The following is a 16,830-nucleotide window of genomic DNA, read 5'->3' as shown; positions in this document are numbered from 1 at the left end:
TTCTGGCGAGGGACAAACCGGGCATTGTAGCGAGGGGGAACTTAAAATCCTGGGGATGTTTGTACACCTGCGCCTGCACACCGAATTTTCCGTCGTTGACGGCATCACCCGCATCGACGAACTGGCCCGCGCCGCCAGCCGCGACCAGCAGCCGGCGATGGCGATTACGGATCTGAACAACCTCTTTGGCGCCATCAAGTTTTACAAGGAAAGCCGGGGCAAGGGCGTCAAGCCGGTGCTGGGCGCTGAAGTTTTCCTCGAAGACGCGGGCGGCGGCGCGCCCACGCGCATCCTGCTGCTGGTGCAAAACCGCGAGGGCTACCTCAATCTGTGCGAGCTGCTGGCGCGCGCCTGGACGCGCAACGTCGTCAAGACTACGGCCGTGTGCACCTGGGCCTGGCTGCAGGAGCTGCACGCGGGGCTGATCGCGCTCTCGGGTGCGCAGGCCGGGCCGGTGGGCCAGGCGCTGCTGCGCGGCGACGAGGCCGGCGCGGCCGACGTGGCGCTGCGCCTGGGCGGTATTTTTGTGCACCGCTTCTACCTGGAGCTGCAGCGCGCCGGCCGCGCCGACGATGAAACCCATGTCGCGGCCGCCGTGGCCCTGGCGGCGCGCCTGCAGCTGCCCGTGGTAGCCACGCACCCGATCCAGTTCCAGACCGAGGACGAGTACGAGGCGCACGAGGCCCGGGTGTGCATTGCCGAAGGCGAAATCCTGGCCAACCCGCGCCGCGTGCGCCGCTTTACGCGCGAGCAGTACTTCCAGAGCACGGCGCAGATGCAGCGGCGCTTTGCCGATGTGCCCAGTGCCCTTGAAAACACCGTGGAGATCGCCAAGCGCTGCAACCTCACGCTGGTGCTGGGCAAGCCGCAGCTGCCGGACTTTCCGACGCCCAACGGGATGCCGATCGAGGAGTACTTCCGTTACGCCTCGCACGAGGGCTTGAAGGAGCGCCTGCAGCACCTGTACCCGAATGAGGCCGAGCGAGAGCAGCAGCGACCGCGCTACGAAGAGCGGTTGGAGTTCGAGCTCGGCACCATCTTGAAAATGGGTTTTCCGGGCTACTTTTTGATCGTGGGCGACTTCATCCAGTGGGCCAAGAACAACGGCTGCCCGGTGGGGCCGGGCCGGGGCTCGGGCGCGGGCTCGCTGGTGGCCTATGCGCTCAAGATCACCGACCTCGACCCGCTGCAGTACAACCTGCTGTTCGAGCGGTTTTTGAACCCCGAGCGCGTCTCCATGCCCGACTTCGACATCGATTTCTGCCAGGGCAACCGCGACCGCGTGATCGACTACGTGAAGGACAAGTACGGCAAGAACGCCGTCAGCCAGATTGCCACCTTCGGCACCATGGCGGCCAAGGCGGCGATCCGTGACGTGGGCCGCGTCATGGACATGAGCTACAACTTTTGCGACGGCATCTCTAAATTGGTGCCCGGCAAACCCGGCCAGACCTACACCCTGGCCTATCCGCCCGAGCCCAAGAAAGAGGGCGACAAGAACAATTACGCCCTCGAACTCGAACCGCAGCTCTACGAGCGCGTGAAGAACGAGGAAGACGTGCGCACCATCATCGAGATGGCGCAGCAGTTGGAGGGCATGACGCGCAACATCGGTATGCACGCCGGCGGCGTGCTGATTGCGCCGGGCAAGCTGACCGATTTTTGCCCGCTGTACCAGCAGCCCGGCAGCGAATCGGCGGTGAGCCAGTACGACAAGGACGATGTCGAGGCCATCGGCCTGGTGAAGTTCGACTTTCTGGGCCTGGCCACACTCACCATCCTGGAGATTGCGCGCGAATTCATCCAGAAACGCCACAAGGGCCAGGAAAACTTTGCGTTTGAAAACATCCCGCTCGACGACGGCCCCACCTACCGCCTGTTCTCCGAAGGCCGCACCGAGGCCGTGTTCCAGTTTGAAAGCCGGGGGATGCAGGGGATGCTCAAGGAGGCCAAGCCCAGCCGCCTCGAAGACCTGATCGCCCTCAACGCCCTGTACCGCCCGGGCCCCATGGACCTGATCCCGAGCTTTGTGAACCGCAAGCACGGCAAGGAGGTGGTGGAGTACCCGCACCCGCTGGTCGAACCCGTGCTGGCCGAGACCTACGGCATCATGGTGTACCAGGAGCAGGTGATGCAGACGGCGCAGGTGCTCGGCGGCTACAGCCTGGGCGGCGCCGACATGCTGCGCCGCGCCATGGGCAAGAAAAAGGCCGAGGAAATGGCCGAGCACCGCGCCATCTTCCGCAAGGGCGCGGCAGAAAAAGGCATCAGCGAAGCCAAGGCCGACGAAGTGTTCGACCTGATGGAGAAATTCGCCGGCTACGGCTTCAACAAGTCGCACGCCGCCGCCTACTCGCTGCTGGCGTACCACACCGGCTGGCTCAAGGTGCACTACAAGGCCGAGTTCTTCTGCGCCAACATGACGGTGGAAATGGACGACACCGACAAGCTCAAGGTGCTGTACGAGGATGCTGTGAAGGAGGGCCTGTCGTTCGAGCCGCCGGACGTGAACCGGGGCCGCTACCGCTTCGAGCCCGTGACCGACCAGGTGATCCGCTACGGCCTGGGCGCCATCAAGGGCACGGGCCAGCAGGCGATCGAGGCCATCGTCGCGGCGCGCGAAGGCCAGGGCACAGGCCCGCGCGGCGATGAAAAGGGGCCGTTCAAGAGCCTGTTCGATTTTTGTGTGCGCGTCGATCGCGCACGCCTGAACAAGCGCACGCTCGAAGCGCTCATCAAGGCCGGCGCCTTTGATGCCATCCACCGCAACCGCGCCGAGCTGGTGGCATCCATCGACCGCGCCTTTGACTTTGCCAACGCCCAGATCGCCAATGCCAACCAGGGCGGCCTGTTCGACATGATGGACGGCGACGCCCACGGCAGCAGCACGCAGGAGCCCGAGCTGGTGCCGGCCCGGCCCTGGGGCGTGAAGGAGCGCCTGCTGCAGGAAAAAACCGCCATCGGCTTTTACCTCTCGGGCCATTTGTTTGATGAAGTCGAGGCCGAGGTGCGCCGCTTCGTACGCACCAAGATTGCCGAGCTGCAGGATAGCCGCGAGCCGCAGCTGCTGTGCGGCATCGTCAGCGAGCTGCGCGTCATCAACGGCCAGCGCGGGCGCCTGGGGCTGTTCAGGCTCGACGACAAATCGCGCGCCATCGAAGCCTCGGCCGACGAGGCGCTGCTGGATGCGCACCGCGAGTTGCTCAAGGACGACGAGTTCGTGCTGGTCAGCGGCCGCCTGCAGCTCGACCACTTCAGCGGTGGCCTGCGCGTGAAGGTGCAGCAGCTGTGGAGCCTGGCGGACGCGCGTTGCCGCTTTGGCCGCTACCTGCACCTGCCAGTCGGCGCGCAGGGGCCGGCGCTGCTGCCGCAGCTCGCGCGCCTGCTGCAGGAGTTTGCCCCCCGGCGCCAGGAGACGGAGCACGGCGAGCTGCTGCAGGGCCTGCGCCTGCGCCTGTCGCTGCAGTGCCCCGCCGCCGCCCCGGGCCAGGAGGGCGCCCAGGCCGAGCTGCAGCTGGGCGACGGCGTGCGTTTTTACCCCTGCGATGCCGCGCTCGCCGCCTGGTCGGCGCAGGCCGAGGGCGGCCTGGCCCAGGTGGTGTACGACTGAACCGTTGCCAGCGGCGCATCACTTGAAATACACCGCCGCAGCGTCATATTTACCTGCCAACGCCCGGCGTTGGCCTCGCTAGAATGAAATTCACCATGGCAACGATTCCTCCCCGTCCCTTGCGCAGCCCACCCGCCGCCGCCCCTGGCGTGGATGAAGGCGGCTCGGTCGTGGCCGAGCGCCAGGCCCAGCGCGTGCAGCCGCCGCGTATGCACCAGGTCGTGATGCTCAATGACGACTACACGCCGATGGAGTTCGTGGTGGTCGTGCTGCAGGAGTTTTTTGGCAAAGACCGCGAAACCGCGACGCAGATCATGCTGCACATCCACCTCGATGGCCGGGGTGTGTGCGGCATCTATACCCACGATGTGGCCAGCACCAAGGTCGAGCAGGTGCTCGCTGCTGCCCACCAGGCCGGCCACCCGTTGCAGGCCATTACGGAACCCGTTGAATAAAGGGGCTCGCGCCCCGACTTTCCCTTTAACGCAAGCCCCAAGGAGTTCTCTCATGATTGCCCAAGAACTGGAAGTCAGCTTGCACATGGCCTTTGTTGAGGCCCGCCAGCAGCGCCACGAATTCATTACCGTGGAGCATCTGCTGCTGGCCCTGCTCGATAACCCCAGCGCCGCCGAGGTGCTGCGCGCCTGTGCGGCGCAGATTGATGATTTGCGCGCTTCGCTGTCAAACTTCATCAAGGACAACACGCCCCAGGTGGCCGGCACCGACGAGGTCGATACCCAGCCGACGCTGGGTTTTCAGCGCGTCATCCAGCGCGCCATCATGCACGTGCAGTCCACCGGCAGCGGCAAGAAAGAGGTCAACGGCGCCAACGTGCTCGTGGCCATCTTTGGCGAGAAGGATTCGCACGCCGTGTACTACCTGCACCAGCAGGGCGTGACGCGCCTGGACGTGGTCAACTACATTGCCCACGGCATCAAAAAAGGCGAAGCCCAAGAGCCAGCCAAGAATGCCGACAACCCCGCCGAAGGCGAGGAGGGCGGCCAGGGCGGCGAGCGCAACGAAAAAGCCTCGCCCCTGGAGCAGTACACGCAAAACCTCAACCAGGCGGCCAAGGACGGCAAGATCGATCCGTTGATCGGGCGCGATTACGAGGTCGAGCGCACTATCCAAATTTTGTGCCGCCGGCGCAAGAACAACCCGCTGCTGGTGGGCGAGGCCGGCGTGGGTAAAACCGCCATTGCCGAGGGCCTGGCCTGGCGCATCACCGAAGGCACGGTGCCCGAGGTGCTGCAGGAAGCCACGGTGTACGCCCTGGACATGGGTGCGCTGCTGGCGGGCACCAAGTACCGGGGCGATTTTGAGCAGCGCTTGAAGGGCGTTTTGAAAAACCTCAAGGACAAGCCGCACGCCATTCTGTTCATCGACGAGATCCACACCCTGATCGGTGCGGGTGCAGCCTCGGGCGGCACGCTGGACGCGAGCAACCTGCTCAAGCCCGCGCTCTCCAGCGGCCAGCTCAAGTGCATTGGCGCCACCACCTTCACCGAGTACCGGGGCATCTTCGAGAAGGACGCGGCCTTGTCGCGGCGCTTCCAGAAGGTCGATGTGGTCGAACCCACGGTGGCCGAGACCATCGACATCTTGAAGGGCCTCAAGAGCCGCTTCGAGGAGCACCACGGCGTGAAATATGCCGCCGCCGCTCTGCAGGCGGCAGCTGAACTGTCGGCCAAGTACATCAACGACCGGCATCTGCCCGACAAGGCGATTGACGTGATCGACGAGGCCGGTGCGGCGCAACGCATTCTGGTGGCCAGCAAGCGCAAAAAGACGATTGGCAAGGCCGAGATCGAGGACATCGTGGCAAAAATAGCCCGCATCCCGCCCGCCAACGTCAGCAACGACGACCGCAGCAAGCTCCAAACCCTGGAGCGCGATTTGAAGAGCGTAGTGTTCGGCCAGGACAAGGCGCTTGAAGAGCTCGCCGCCAGCGTCAAGATGGCGCGCTCGGGCCTGGGCAAGCCCGACAAGCCAATTGGCAGCTTCCTGTTCAGCGGCCCCACGGGCGTGGGCAAGACCGAGGCCGCCAAGCAGCTGGCGTTCATCATGGGCGTCGATCTGATCCGTTTTGACATGTCCGAGTACATGGAGCGCCACGCCGTCAGCCGCCTGATCGGTGCGCCCCCCGGCTATGTCGGCTTTGACCAGGGCGGCCTCCTGACCGAGGCCATCACCAAGAAGCCGCACGCCGTGCTGCTGCTCGACGAGATCGAAAAAGCGCACCCGGACATCTTCAACGTGCTTTTGCAGGTGATGGACCACGGCACGCTGACCGACAACAATGGCCGCAAGGCGGATTTCCGCAACGTCATCCTCATCATGACGACCAACGCCGGCGCCGAGACCATGAACAAGGCGACGATTGGTTTTACCAACCCGCGCCAGGCGGGCGACGAGATGGGCGACATCAAGCGCCTGTTCACGCCCGAGTTCCGCAACCGCCTGGACGCCATCGTCAGCTTCAAGCCGCTCGACGAGCAGGTGATTTTGCGTGTGGTGGATAAATTCCTGCTGCAGCTCGAAACCCAGCTGGCCGAGAAGAAGGTGGAGGTGACCTTCACGGATGCCGTGCGCAAGCACCTGGCAAAGAAGGGCTTTGACCCGCTCATGGGCGCACGCCCGATGCAGCGCCTGATCCAGGACACCATCCGCAAGGCCCTGGCCGACGAGCTGCTCTTTGGCCGCTTGCAAGACGGTGGCCGCCTGACGGTGGACATGGTGCACAAGAGCGACGACAAGGGCGCGGAGGTGGCCGAGGTGCAGCTCGACATTCAGCCCCTGCCGAAGAAGGAGCGTGGCGCGCGCTCCGAGCCTGAAGAACTGGCGGCCGATTAATTTGCTATAAATAGCATAGCTGCTTGCGCTTTATTTGCGCGCCTTAGGGTCTTAAAATGCCCCTAAAGACATGAAAAAGCCGCCTGCAAGCTCCAGGGCTTGCGGGCGGTTTTATTGTGGCTGCGAATGGCAGGCTTACATCACCTTGGCAATCGCCTGGCAGACGTAGTCGATGTTCTTGCTGTTGAGCGCGGCCACGCACATGCGACCGGTATCCGTGCCATAGACGCCAAACTCGCTGCGCAGGCGCACCATTTGGTCTTTCGACAGGCCCGAGTAGCTGAACATGCCGATCTGCGTGGTGATGAACGACATATCCTGCTGCACGCCAGCGGCCTTGAGGCCATCGACCAGCTTTTGGCGCATGGCCTTGATGCGCACGCGCATCTCGCCCAGCTCTTTTTCCCACAGGGCGCGCAGCTCGGGGTTGTTCAGCACCGCAGCCACCACTGCGCCGCCGTGCGTGGGCGGGTTGCTGTAGTTGGTGCGGATGACGATTTTGAGCTGGCTGAGCACGCGCGCGGCTTCTTCCTTGTCGTTGGCGACGACGGACAGCGCGCCCACGCGCTCGCCGTAGAGGCTGAAGCTCTTGGAGAAGCTGGTGGAAACGAAGATGTTCAGGCCGGCGGCGACGAATTTGCCAATCACCGCGCCGTCTTCGGTAATGCCGTGGCCAAAGCCCTGGTAAGCCATGTCGAGGAAGGCGGTCAGGCCCTTGGCCTTGACGGCGGCAATCACCTGCTCCCACTGCGCGGGCGTGATGTCGTAGCCCGTGGGGTTGTGGCAGCAGGCGTGCAGCACGACGATGGTGCCGGGGGCGGCAGCGTTCAGGTCGGCCAACATGCCGTCGAAGTTGACCGAGCGCGTGGCGGCGTCGTAGTAGCGGTAGCTGCCGACTTCAAAACCGGCGTTCTGGAAGATGGCGCGGTGGTTTTCCCAGCTCGGGTCAGAGATCAGCACCTTGGCCGTGGGGCTGATTTTCTTCAGGAAGTCGGCGCCAATCTTCAGGCCGCCCGTGCCGCCAATGGCCTGCACGGTGGAGACGCGCCCGGCCTGCACCACGTCGGATTCAGCGCCAAACACCAGCGCCTTGACGGCGTTGTCGTAGGCGACGATGCCGTCGATGGGCAGGTAGCCGCGTGCGGCGGGCTTGTCCATCATGGCTTTTTCAGCGGCTTGCACGCAGGCCAGCAGGGGCAGCTTGCCGTTGTCGTCGAAGTACACGCCCACGCCGAGGTTGACCTTGGCGGGGTTGGTGTCGGCGTTGAATTGCTCGTTCAGACCCAGGATGGGGTCGCGGGGGGCCATTTCGACGGCGGAGAACAGAGACATGGTCGTCCTTGAGGGTTCTGAGAAGAAAGGGGAAAGCGGTTAGGCTCAGGCCAGCCTGCGATTTTAGCGACCCCGCCCCATGCCAGCTGCACATCACACCATGCAAAACGATGCAATACCGCCCACGGCGGGCGCGTTTGTGGATTACCCCGACTCGCCGTTTTCCTTGTTCCAGCCTTATCTGCCAGCGGGCGACCAGCCGACAGCCATTGCCCAGTTGGTGGAAGGCGTGGAGAACGGCGAGGTGTTCCAGACGCTGTTGGGCGTCACCGGCTCGGGCAAGACCTTCACCATGGCGAACGTGATCGCGCAGCTGGGGCGCCCGGCCATTGTCTTTGCGCCGAATAAAACGCTGGCGGCGCAGCTGTATTCGGAATTCCGCGAGTTCTTCCCCAAGAATGCGGTGGAGTATTTCGTCAGCTACTACGACTACTACCAGCCCGAAGCCTACGTGCCGCAGCGCGACCTGTTCATCGAGAAGGACAGCGCCATCAACGAGCACATCGAGCAGATGCGTTTGAGCTGCACCAAGAGCCTTTTGGAGCGGCGCGACGTGGTCATCGTCGCCACCGTGTCGGCCATTTACGGCATTGGCAACCCCGAGAGCTACCACCGCATGGTGATGCTGCTGCGCGCGGGCGACAAGCTGGGCCAGCGCGAGGCGATTGCGCAGTTGGTGCGTATGCAGTACCAGCGCAACGACACCGAGTTCACGCGCGGCAAATTCCGCGTGCGCGGCGACACCATCGACGTCTTTCCGGCCGAGCATTCGGAGCTGGCGCTGCGCATCGAGCTGTTCGACGACGAGGTCGAGAGCCTGCAGTTGTTCGACCCGCTCACGGGCCGCATTGCGCAAAAAATCCTGCGCTTCACCGTCTATCCCAGCAGCCACTACGTCACGCCACGCGACCAGGTGCTGGCGGCGGTGGAAACCATCAAGGAGGAGCTGCGCCAGCGTCTGGAATTTTTTGAGCGCGAGGGCAAGCTGGTCGAGGCCCAGCGCCTGGCGCAGCGCACGCGCTTTGACCTGGAGATGCTGAGCGAAGTCGGGCACTGCAAGGGCATCGAGAACTACTCGCGCCACCTCTCGGGCGCGGCGCCGGGCGAGCCGCCTTCGACGTTGACGGATTATTTGCCGCCAGATGCGCTGATGTTTTTGGACGAGAGCCACCAGATGATCGGCCAGCTCAACGCCATGTACAACGGTGACCGCTCGCGCAAGACCACGCTGGTGGACTATGGCTTTCGCCTGCCGTCGGCGCTGGACAACCGGCCCCTGAAGTTTGCCGAGTTCGAGCAGCGGATGCGCCAGGTGATTTTTGTCTCGGCCACGCCGGCCGATTATGAAAAGCAGCACGCCGGCCAGGTGGTGGAGCAGGTGGTGCGGCCCACGGGGCTGGTCGATCCGGAAATTGAAGTGCGCCCGGCCAGCAGCCAGGTCGATGACGTGCTGCACGAAATCCGCCTGCGCGTGCTGGCCGGGGAGCGTGTGCTCATCACCACGCTCACCAAGCGCATGGCCGAGCAGCTGACCGATTACCTGGCGGACAACGGCGTCAAGGTGCGCTATCTGCACAGCGATGTGGAGACGGTCGAGCGCGTGGAGATCATCCGCGACCTGCGCCTGGGCATGTTTGACGTGCTGGTGGGCATCAACCTGCTGCGCGAGGGCCTCGATATCCCCGAAGTCTCGCTGGTGGCCATTTTGGATGCCGACAAAGAAGGCTTTTTGCGCGCCGAGCGCAGCCTGATCCAGACCATAGGCCGGGCGGCGCGCAACCTGCACGGCAAGGCGATCTTGTATGCCGACCGCCATACCGAGTCCATGAAAAAAGCCATTGGCGAGACCGAGCGCCGGCGGCTCAAGCAGCTGGCGCACAACCAGGCACAAGGAATTGCTCCGCGCGCCATTGTCAAGCAGGTGAAAGACCTGATTGATGGTGTCTATAGCGACAAGGCCGGCAAAGATGCTGAACGCCTGGCGCAAGAGGCGCTGCAGCGTGCCCGCGTGGAAGAAATGCCGGAAAAAGACATGGGGCGCGAGATCAAGCGCCTGGAGAAACTCATGCTTGAACATGCGCGCAACCTGGAGTTTGAACAGGCGGCGCAGGTGCGCGATCAGTTGGCTTTGCTCAAGGAGCGCGCTTTTGGCGCCCATGGCAGCTTGTAACGTATCGTGTGTGATGCGTGGGGGCGACGCTTTTGGGGGGATTGTTTGACCAGGCGCAGACAATTTACCCGACAAAAATACTAGGGAATAGGTGTTATACTCCCACAAAACAGTCAACAAAACAGCCCATTATGAAGGGAGTCGCGCCTCACCCGGCGCGAAACAAAGGGCGAGACAGTGCGGTGCGGCCTTCACCCGGGCGTGCACGGCATTTCCCATAACTACCAATCCTGACCCGAGGAGCTCACGATGCGTCTCACCACCAAAGGCCGTTTTGCGGTCACCGCCATGATCGACCTGGCCCTGCGCCAGAACAACGGCCCCGTTACCTTGGCGGCCATCAGCCAGCGCCAGCAAATTTCCCTGTCCTACCTGGAGCAGCTCTTTGGCAAGCTGCGCCGCCACGAGCTGGTGGAGTCCACCCGTGGCCCCGGCGGCGGCTACACCCTGGCGCGCAAGGCGGGCGACATCACCGTAGCCGACATCATCGTCTCGGTCGATGAACCCATCGACGCCACCCAGTGCGGCGGCAAGGAAAACTGCCTGGGCGAATCGGGCCGCTGCATGACGCACGACCTGTGGTCGGCGCTGAACCAGCGCATGGTGGAGTTCTTGGACTCCGTCACCTTGCAAAAACTCGTCGATGAGCAGCTCGCCAAAGGCATCCAGATCGAGGACAAGCCCGTGGTGCGCCGTGCCATTTCCACCCAACCGGTGGTCAAACCCATCCGCGTGAATGCGCCCAACTCGGTGTTTGCCCTGGGCAATGCCTTTGCCAAGCTGTAAACCTGCGCGTTTGCCGGCGCTTTTATGCGCCTTTTTTGATCGTTTGCCTTTTTGCCAGCTCGCGCAACCGAGCCAGCCACTGACATGACCCCGCATTTCCCGATTTATCTTGACTACGGCGCCACCACCCCGGTGGATCCGCGCGTGGTGGACGCCATGATTCCCTGGCTGCGCGAGCATTTCGGCAACGCCGCCTCGCGCAGCCACGCCTGGGGCTGGGAGGCCGAGGAGGCCATCGAAAAAGCCCGGGGCCAGGTCGCCAGCCTGATTGGCGCCGACCCGCGCGAAATCGTCTGGACCAGCGGCGCCACCGAGTCCACCAACCTGGCCTTGAAGGGTGCGGCGCATTTCTACCAGGGCAAGGGCAAGCACCTTATCACCCTCAAGACTGAGCACAAGGCCACGCTCGACACCATGCGCGAGCTCGAACGCCAGGGCTTCGAGGTCACGTACCTCGACGTGCAAAGCGACGGTCTGCTCGACCTGGCCGCCTTCGAGGCCGCGCTGCGCCCGGACACCATCCTGGCAAGCGTGCTGTTCGTGAACAACGAAATTGGCGTCATCCAGGACATCCCGGCCATCGGTGCGCTCTGCCGCGAAAAGGGCATCTTGCTGCACGTCGATGCCGCCCAGGCCACGGGCCGCGTGGCCATCGACATGCAAAAGCTGCCAATCGACCTGATGAGCCTGACGGCGCACAAAACCTACGGCCCCAAGGGCGTGGGCGCGCTCTATGTGCGCCGCAAACCCCGCGTGCGCCTGGAGGCGCAAATGCACGGCGGCGGCCACGAGCGCGGGATGCGCTCGGGCACGCTGCCCACGCACCAGATCGTGGGCATGGGCGAGGCGTTTCGCATCATTGAGGCCGAGATGGACGAGGTCAACGCCAAGGCGCGCGCGCTGCAGCAGCGCCTGCTCGACGGCCTCAAAGACATCGAGCAGGTGTTCATCAACGGCAGCATGGAGCCCGCGCGCCGCGTGCCGCAGAACCTGAACATCAGCTTCAACTACGTCGAAGGCGAATCGCTCATCATGGGCATCAAGGGCCTGGCGGTCTCCAGCGGCTCGGCCTGCACCTCGGCCAGCCTGGAGCCGAGCTACGTGCTGCGCGCCCTGGGCCGCAGCGACGAGCTGGCGCACAGCAGCCTGCGCATGACGATTGGGCGCTTCACCACCGAAGAAGAGATCGACTACGCCATCGCCACCATCCGCGACAACGTGGCGCGCCTGCGCGAACTCTCGCCGCTGTGGGAAATGTACAAAGACGGCGTCGATCTGAGCACCATCGAATGGGCCGCGCACTGAGGGCCGCCGGCCGCGATTTCACGAACTGCAAGAGGATTTCTTTCCATGGCTTACTCCGACAAGGTCATTGACCACTACGAAAACCCGCGCAACGTCGGCTCCTTCGACAAGGGCGACGACTCGGTGGGCACCGGCATGGTGGGCGCGCCCGCCTGCGGCGACGTGATGAAGCTGCAAATCAAGGTCAACCCGCAAACGGGCGTGATCGAGGATGCGCGCTTCAAGACCTATGGTTGCGGCTCGGCCATCGCCTCGTCGTCGCTGGTGACCGAATGGGTCAAGGGCAAGACGCTGGACGAAGCCGCCGCGCTCAAGAACAGCCAGATCGCCGAAGAACTTGCCCTGCCGCCGGTGAAGGTGCACTGCTCCATCCTGGCCGAAGACGCGATCAAGGCCGCCGTCAAGGACTACAAAGCCAAGCACGAAGCCGCAGCCGTGGCCGAGGCGGCCTGAGCGCCATGGCCATCACGCTGACCGAAGCCGCTGCGCGCTACGTTTCGCGCTACCTGGCCAAGCGTGGCAAGGGCCTGGGCGTGCGCCTGGGGGTCAAGACCTCGGGCTGCTCGGGCCTGGCCTACAAGCTCGAATACGTCGATGAGGCCGCGCCCGAAGACCTCGTGTTTGAGAACCACGGCGTCAAGGTGCTGATCGACCCCAAGAGCCTGGCCTATATCGACGGCACCGAGCTCGACTTCGTGCGCGAAGGACTCAACGAAGGCTTCAAGTTCAACAACCCGAACGAACGCGACCGCTGCGGCTGCGGCGAGAGCTTTCGGGTCTGACCGCCGCCGGCCCAGCCCGGCCCCGACCGCCACCCCTGTCCCCGGCTGGCGGTTTTTTTGTGCCCTGCGAGCGGGTAGGGGACTATAAAAACAATAGCTGGTAGCGCTTGATTGGTAATGGTTTGGGCATAAATAACCACTGAAACCATTGCCAGACAAGCGCAAGCAGCTCCTTTATTGATAGTGCTCCATGCATTTGCAATCCGACGACTTTGAACTCTTTGGCCTGCCCCGGCGCTTTGCGCAGGAGCGCGCGCAGATCGACCTGCGCTGGAAAGAGCTGCAGCGCCAGGCCCACCCCGACCGCTTTGCCGCCCAGGGCGCGGCCGCGCAGCGCGTGGCCATGCAGTGGTCGGTGCGCATCAACGAGGCCTACCAGCGCCTCAAAGACCCGCAAAAGCGCGCCGCCTACCTGTGCGAGCTGCACGGCGCGCCGCTGCGTGCCGAGGACAACACCGCCATGCCGGCGGCCTTTTTGCTGCAGCAAATGCAGTGGCGCGAAGCGCTGGACGACGCGGCGGATGCCGGCGACGCCCCGGCCCTTGACGCCCTCGAACGCGAGGTGCAGCAGGCCCAGGCCGCCACGCTGGCGCAGTGTGCGCAGCTCTTGGACCAGGCGCAGGATTGGGCGGGGGCCGCGCAGCAGGTCAGAGCCCTCATGTTTCTTGCGCGATTTGTGCAGGAGCTACGAAAGCGCCAAGAGCAACTGGGACAATAGCGGGTTGACCTGAACACCGTTTGATTGCACCCATGGCGCTTTTGCAGATCTCCGAACCCGGCCAGTCCCCCGACCCGCACCAGCGGCGCATTGCCGTCGGCATCGACCTGGGCACCACGCACTCGCTGGTTGCCGCCGTCAAAAGCGGCGCTGCCGAATGCCTGCCCGACGCCCAGGGGCGCGTGCTGCTGCCCTCGGTGGTGCGCTACCTGGCCGGTGGCGGGCGCGAGGTCGGCCACGCCGCCGCCGCCGCGCAGGCGCAGGATGCGTGCAACACCATCGCCTCGGCCAAGCGCTTCATGGGCCGCAGCCTGGCCGACGTTGCCGGCGCCGCGCAGCTGCCCTACGACTTCGTCCAGCCCGAAAATGGCGGCATGGTCGGCCTGGCCACGGCCGACGGCGTCAAATCCCCGGTCGAGGTCAGCGCCGAGATCCTGGCCCGCCTGCGCCAGCGCGCCGAAGACAGCTTTGACAGCGATATCTACGGCGCCGTCATCACCGTGCCGGCTTATTTCGACGACGCCCAGCGCCAGGCCACCAAGGACGCAGCGCGCCTGGCTGGCATTGAGCTGCTGCGCCTCATCAACGAGCCCACGGCTGCGGCCATCGCCTACGGCCTGGACAACGCCAGCGAGGGCATTTACGCCGTGTACGACCTGGGCGGCGGCACCTTCGACATCTCCATCCTGCGGCTGACGCAGGGCGTGTTTGAAGTCATCGCCACCGGCGGCGATTCGGCCCTGGGCGGCGACGACTACGATGCCGCCCTGGCCGACTGGGTGCTGCAGCAGCAGGGCTTGGAGCTGCACAGCGCCAGCGACAAGGCCGCTGCACGTTTGGCTGCCCGGGCCTGCAAAGAAGCCCTGACTGCTACAGAAAATGTAGCGTATCGCGCTTGCCTGGCGGGCGTAAACGTCGATTTCGGCCTCACAAGGCAAGACTTTGATCGCGTCACCGCCGCACTCACCGCCCGCTCGCTCGCGGCGGTGCGCCGCGCCCTGCGCGACGCCGGCCTGCGCCCCGATGAGGTGCAGGGCGTGGTGCTGGTCGGCGGCTCGACGCGGATGCCGCAGATTCAGCAAGCTGTGGGCGAGTTCTTTGGCCGCGCACCACTGACCAACCTCAACCCCGACGAGGTCGTGGCCCTGGGCGCCGCCATCCAGGCCAACCAGCTCGCCGGCAACGACGCAGCGGGCGATCTGCTGCTGCTCGACGTCATCCCGCTCTCGCTCGGCATCGAAACCATGGGCGGTCTGGTCGAGCGCATCGTGGCGCGCAACGAAACCATTCCCACGGCGCGCGCGCAAGACTTCACCACCTACCAGGATGGCCAGACCGCGCTCGCCCTGCACGTGGTGCAGGGCGAGCGCGACCTGGTGCAGGACTGCCGCAGTCTGGCGCGCTTTGAGCTGCGCGGCATCCCGCCCATGGCGGCCGGCGCGGCGCGCATTCGCGTCACCTTCACCGTCGATGCCGACGGGCTGCTCGCCGTCAGCGCCGAGGAGCAAACCAGCGGCGTGCAGGCGCACATTGCCGTCAAGCCCAGCTACGGCCTGTCGGACGCGCAGATCGCCCACATGCTGCAAGAAGGCTTTGCCACCGCGCAGCAAGACATGCAGGCGCGCGCGCTGGTCGAGGCCCGCGTCGATGCCGACCGCATGATCCTGGCCACGCACAGCGCCCTGGCCGCCGACGGCGATTTGCTCTCCGCCCCCGAGCGCAGCGCCATCGACGCACTGCTCGGCCAGCTGCAAACGCAGCGCGCCGCCAGCGATGCCACCGCCATCGAAGCCGCCACCGAAGCCCTGGCCCGGGGCACCGAAGCCTTTGCCGCCGAGCGCATGAACCGGGGCATACAGCAAGCCCTGGCCGGCCAGAGCGTTAACGCCCTCTAATTTTTGCCATGCCCATCATCAAAATCCTGCCCCACGCCGAACACTGCCCCGAGGGCGCGCAAATCACCGCCCCCGCTGGCACCAGCATCTGCGAAGCGCTGCTCGACAACGGCATCAAGATTGAGCACGCCTGCGACATGAGCTGCGCCTGCACCACCTGCCACGTCATCGTGCGCGCCGGCCTGCAGTCGCTCAACGAAGCCGAGGAAGAGGAAGAAGACCTGCTCGACCGCGCCTGGGGCCTGACGCCGCAGTCGCGCCTGTCCTGCCAGGCCATCCTGGCGCAGCAAGACCTGACGGTGGAAATCCCCAAATACACCATCAACCACGCCAAGGAAAACCACTGATGAACGCAGCGCCGGGCCACCCCAAGCAACAAGCGCGCGCGCCCTTGGGCGTCAGCGACGACGCAAAGCGCCAAGCGTGGGGGCACGCATGACGCGCCAGATCGTTTTCGACACCGAAACCACCGGCCTCTCGGCCGAAAACGGCGACCGCATCATCGAGCTCGGCTGCGTCGAGCTGCTGGCGCGCAAGCTCACTGGCAACAACCTGCACCTGTACCTCAACCCCGAGCGCGAGAGCCACCCCGACGCGCTGCGCGTGCACGGCCTGACGACCGAGTTCCTGCGCGACAAACCCAAGTTTGCGGACGTTGTGGATGAGGTGCTGGCCTACATGCAGGGCGCCGAGCTCGTCATCCACAACGCCGCGTTCGACGTCGGCTTCTTCGACAAAGAGCTCGCGCGCCTGGGCCGGGCGCCGCTGTCGAGCTACGTCAGCGGCATCATCGACACCCTGGCCATGGCCAAGGAGATGTTCCCGGGCAAGAACAACTCGCTCAACGGCCTGTGCTCGCGCCTGGGCGTGGACAACTCCGGCCGCCAGCTGCACGGCGCCTTGCTCGACGCCGAGCTGCTGGCCGACGTTTACATCAACCTCACGCGCGGCCAGGACGCGCTCATCGCCGACGACGAGCCCGGCAACGCCAGCCACCCCGGCGCGGCCAACACCCCGGCCATCGACCTGAGCGGTTTTGCCTTGCCCGTGCTGCACGCCAATGCACACGAGCTGGCGGCGCACGAGGAGCTGCTGGCACAGCTGGATAAGGCCAGCGGTGGCAAAACAATTTGGCGTGTTGCCGAAGGCGGGTAAAAAGCTGTGCCATAATTGCGGGCTGTCGCAACGACGACTCGGGTGATTAGCTCAGCGGTAGAGCACTGCCTTCACACGGCAGGGGTCGCAGGTTCAAACCCTGCATCACCCACCAGTTTTTTAAACTGCAGGTGCGTGCCTGTAGTTTTGGGTGATTAGCTCAGCGGTAGAGCACTGCCTTCACACGGCAGGGGTCGCAGGTTCAAACCCTGCATCACCCACCA

General features: G+C 64.5%; 13 protein-coding genes and 2 tRNA genes. 14 read left to right on the top strand and 1 reads right to left on the bottom strand.

All coding sequences use genetic code 11. The features are described from left to right. Positions 1–55: 55 nt before the first annotated feature. The 3 genes from dnaE to clpA all read left to right on the top strand — a co-directional run bounded on the left by dnaE (position 56) and on the right by clpA (position 6,463). The gene (dnaE, locus tag G7045_RS06960; protein WP_166158966.1) at positions 56–3,610 is read left to right on the top strand and encodes a DNA polymerase III subunit alpha; all 3,555 of its coding nucleotides are present in this window, start codon (positions 56–58) and stop codon (positions 3,608–3,610) included. A 95-nt stretch (positions 3,611–3,705) separates the two neighbouring features. After that, positions 3,706–4,065, top strand: coding sequence for an ATP-dependent Clp protease adapter ClpS (gene clpS / locus G7045_RS06955; protein WP_205737218.1), 360 nt, complete (start codon positions 3,706–3,708; stop codon positions 4,063–4,065). A 52-nt stretch (positions 4,066–4,117) separates the two neighbouring features. Then, complete coding sequence (clpA, locus tag G7045_RS06950; RefSeq protein WP_166158964.1) at positions 4,118–6,463, top strand: ATP-dependent Clp protease ATP-binding subunit ClpA; 2,346 nt, start codon at positions 4,118–4,120, stop codon at positions 6,461–6,463. 135 nt (positions 6,464–6,598) lie between these two features. On the opposite strand, the gene G7045_RS06945 is transcribed toward clpA, so the two are convergent. After that, positions 6,599–7,795 (bottom strand): amino acid aminotransferase, encoded by a 1,197-nt coding sequence (locus G7045_RS06945; RefSeq protein ID WP_166158963.1) that lies wholly within the window; start codon positions 7,793–7,795, stop codon positions 6,599–6,601. A gap of 100 nt (positions 7,796–7,895) precedes the next feature. Between G7045_RS06945 and uvrB the strand changes: the two genes are divergently transcribed. From uvrB to G7045_RS06890, 11 genes are all read left to right on the top strand, one after another. Continuing rightward, positions 7,896–9,965 (top strand): excinuclease ABC subunit UvrB, encoded by a 2,070-nt coding sequence (gene uvrB, locus G7045_RS06940; RefSeq protein WP_166158962.1) that lies wholly within the window; start codon positions 7,896–7,898, stop codon positions 9,963–9,965. Positions 9,966–10,214: 249 nt separating this feature from the next. Further along, positions 10,215–10,751: a Fe-S cluster assembly transcriptional regulator IscR gene (iscR, locus tag G7045_RS06935; RefSeq protein WP_166158961.1), complete on the top strand. Its 537-nt coding sequence runs from the start codon at positions 10,215–10,217 to the stop codon at positions 10,749–10,751. Positions 10,752–10,835: 84 nt separating this feature from the next. Next, positions 10,836–12,056: an IscS subfamily cysteine desulfurase gene (locus tag G7045_RS06930; RefSeq protein ID WP_166158960.1), complete on the top strand. Its 1,221-nt coding sequence runs from the start codon at positions 10,836–10,838 to the stop codon at positions 12,054–12,056. A 45-nt stretch (positions 12,057–12,101) separates the two neighbouring features. Further along, positions 12,102–12,509 (top strand): Fe-S cluster assembly scaffold IscU, encoded by a 408-nt coding sequence (iscU, locus tag G7045_RS06925; protein WP_166158959.1) that lies wholly within the window; start codon positions 12,102–12,104, stop codon positions 12,507–12,509. 5 nt (positions 12,510–12,514) lie between these two features. Beyond that, positions 12,515–12,838 carry an iron-sulfur cluster assembly protein IscA gene (gene iscA / locus G7045_RS06920; RefSeq protein ID WP_166158958.1) on the top strand — a complete coding sequence of 108 codons (324 nt, stop codon included), beginning with the start codon at positions 12,515–12,517 and terminating at the stop codon, positions 12,836–12,838. A 190-nt stretch (positions 12,839–13,028) separates the two neighbouring features. Next, positions 13,029–13,556, top strand: coding sequence for a Fe-S protein assembly co-chaperone HscB (gene hscB / locus G7045_RS06915; protein ID WP_166158957.1), 528 nt, complete (start codon positions 13,029–13,031; stop codon positions 13,554–13,556). Positions 13,557–13,588: 32 nt separating this feature from the next. Next, complete coding sequence (gene hscA / locus G7045_RS06910; protein WP_166158956.1) at positions 13,589–15,451, top strand: Fe-S protein assembly chaperone HscA; 1,863 nt, start codon at positions 13,589–13,591, stop codon at positions 15,449–15,451. Positions 15,452–15,459: 8 nt separating this feature from the next. After that, positions 15,460–15,798, top strand: coding sequence for an ISC system 2Fe-2S type ferredoxin (gene fdx / locus G7045_RS06905; RefSeq protein WP_166158955.1), 339 nt, complete (start codon positions 15,460–15,462; stop codon positions 15,796–15,798). A gap of 88 nt (positions 15,799–15,886) precedes the next feature. After that, complete coding sequence (dnaQ, locus tag G7045_RS06900; protein ID WP_166158954.1) at positions 15,887–16,606, top strand: DNA polymerase III subunit epsilon; 720 nt, start codon at positions 15,887–15,889, stop codon at positions 16,604–16,606. A 40-nt stretch (positions 16,607–16,646) separates the two neighbouring features. Next, positions 16,647–16,721 (top strand) — tRNA-Val (locus G7045_RS06895). Between the two features lie 34 nt (positions 16,722–16,755). Continuing rightward, positions 16,756–16,830, top strand: a tRNA-Val gene (locus G7045_RS06890).

The organism is Acidovorax sp. HDW3 (genome assembly GCF_011303755.1).
Taxonomy (GTDB): Bacteria; Pseudomonadota; Gammaproteobacteria; order Burkholderiales; family Burkholderiaceae_C; genus Paenacidovorax.
The sequence above is the reverse complement of the archived record's forward strand: the minus strand, read 5'-3'. Positions and strand labels throughout refer to the sequence as shown.

Excerpts from the sequence above, each read along its gene's own strand:
- dnaE (WP_166158966.1), top strand. The coding sequence starts at position 56 with ATGTTTGTACACCTGCGCCTGCACACCGAATTTTCCGTCGTTGACGGC.
- clpS (WP_205737218.1), top strand. The coding sequence starts at position 3,706 with ATGGCAACGATTCCTCCCCGTCCCTTGCGCAGCCCACCCGCCGCCGCC.
- clpA (WP_166158964.1), top strand. The coding sequence starts at position 4,118 with ATGATTGCCCAAGAACTGGAAGTCAGCTTGCACATGGCCTTTGTTGAG.
- G7045_RS06945 (WP_166158963.1), bottom strand. The coding sequence starts at position 7,795 with ATGTCTCTGTTCTCCGCCGTCGAAATGGCCCCCCGCGACCCCATCCTG.
- uvrB (WP_166158962.1), top strand. The coding sequence starts at position 7,896 with ATGCAAAACGATGCAATACCGCCCACGGCGGGCGCGTTTGTGGATTAC.
- iscR (WP_166158961.1), top strand. The coding sequence starts at position 10,215 with ATGCGTCTCACCACCAAAGGCCGTTTTGCGGTCACCGCCATGATCGAC.
- G7045_RS06930 (WP_166158960.1), top strand. The coding sequence starts at position 10,836 with ATGACCCCGCATTTCCCGATTTATCTTGACTACGGCGCCACCACCCCG.
- iscU (WP_166158959.1), top strand. The coding sequence starts at position 12,102 with ATGGCTTACTCCGACAAGGTCATTGACCACTACGAAAACCCGCGCAAC.
- iscA (WP_166158958.1), top strand. The coding sequence starts at position 12,515 with ATGGCCATCACGCTGACCGAAGCCGCTGCGCGCTACGTTTCGCGCTAC.
- hscB (WP_166158957.1), top strand. The coding sequence starts at position 13,029 with ATGCATTTGCAATCCGACGACTTTGAACTCTTTGGCCTGCCCCGGCGC.
- hscA (WP_166158956.1), top strand. The coding sequence starts at position 13,589 with ATGGCGCTTTTGCAGATCTCCGAACCCGGCCAGTCCCCCGACCCGCAC.
- fdx (WP_166158955.1), top strand. The coding sequence starts at position 15,460 with ATGCCCATCATCAAAATCCTGCCCCACGCCGAACACTGCCCCGAGGGC.
- dnaQ (WP_166158954.1), top strand. The coding sequence starts at position 15,887 with ATGACGCGCCAGATCGTTTTCGACACCGAAACCACCGGCCTCTCGGCC.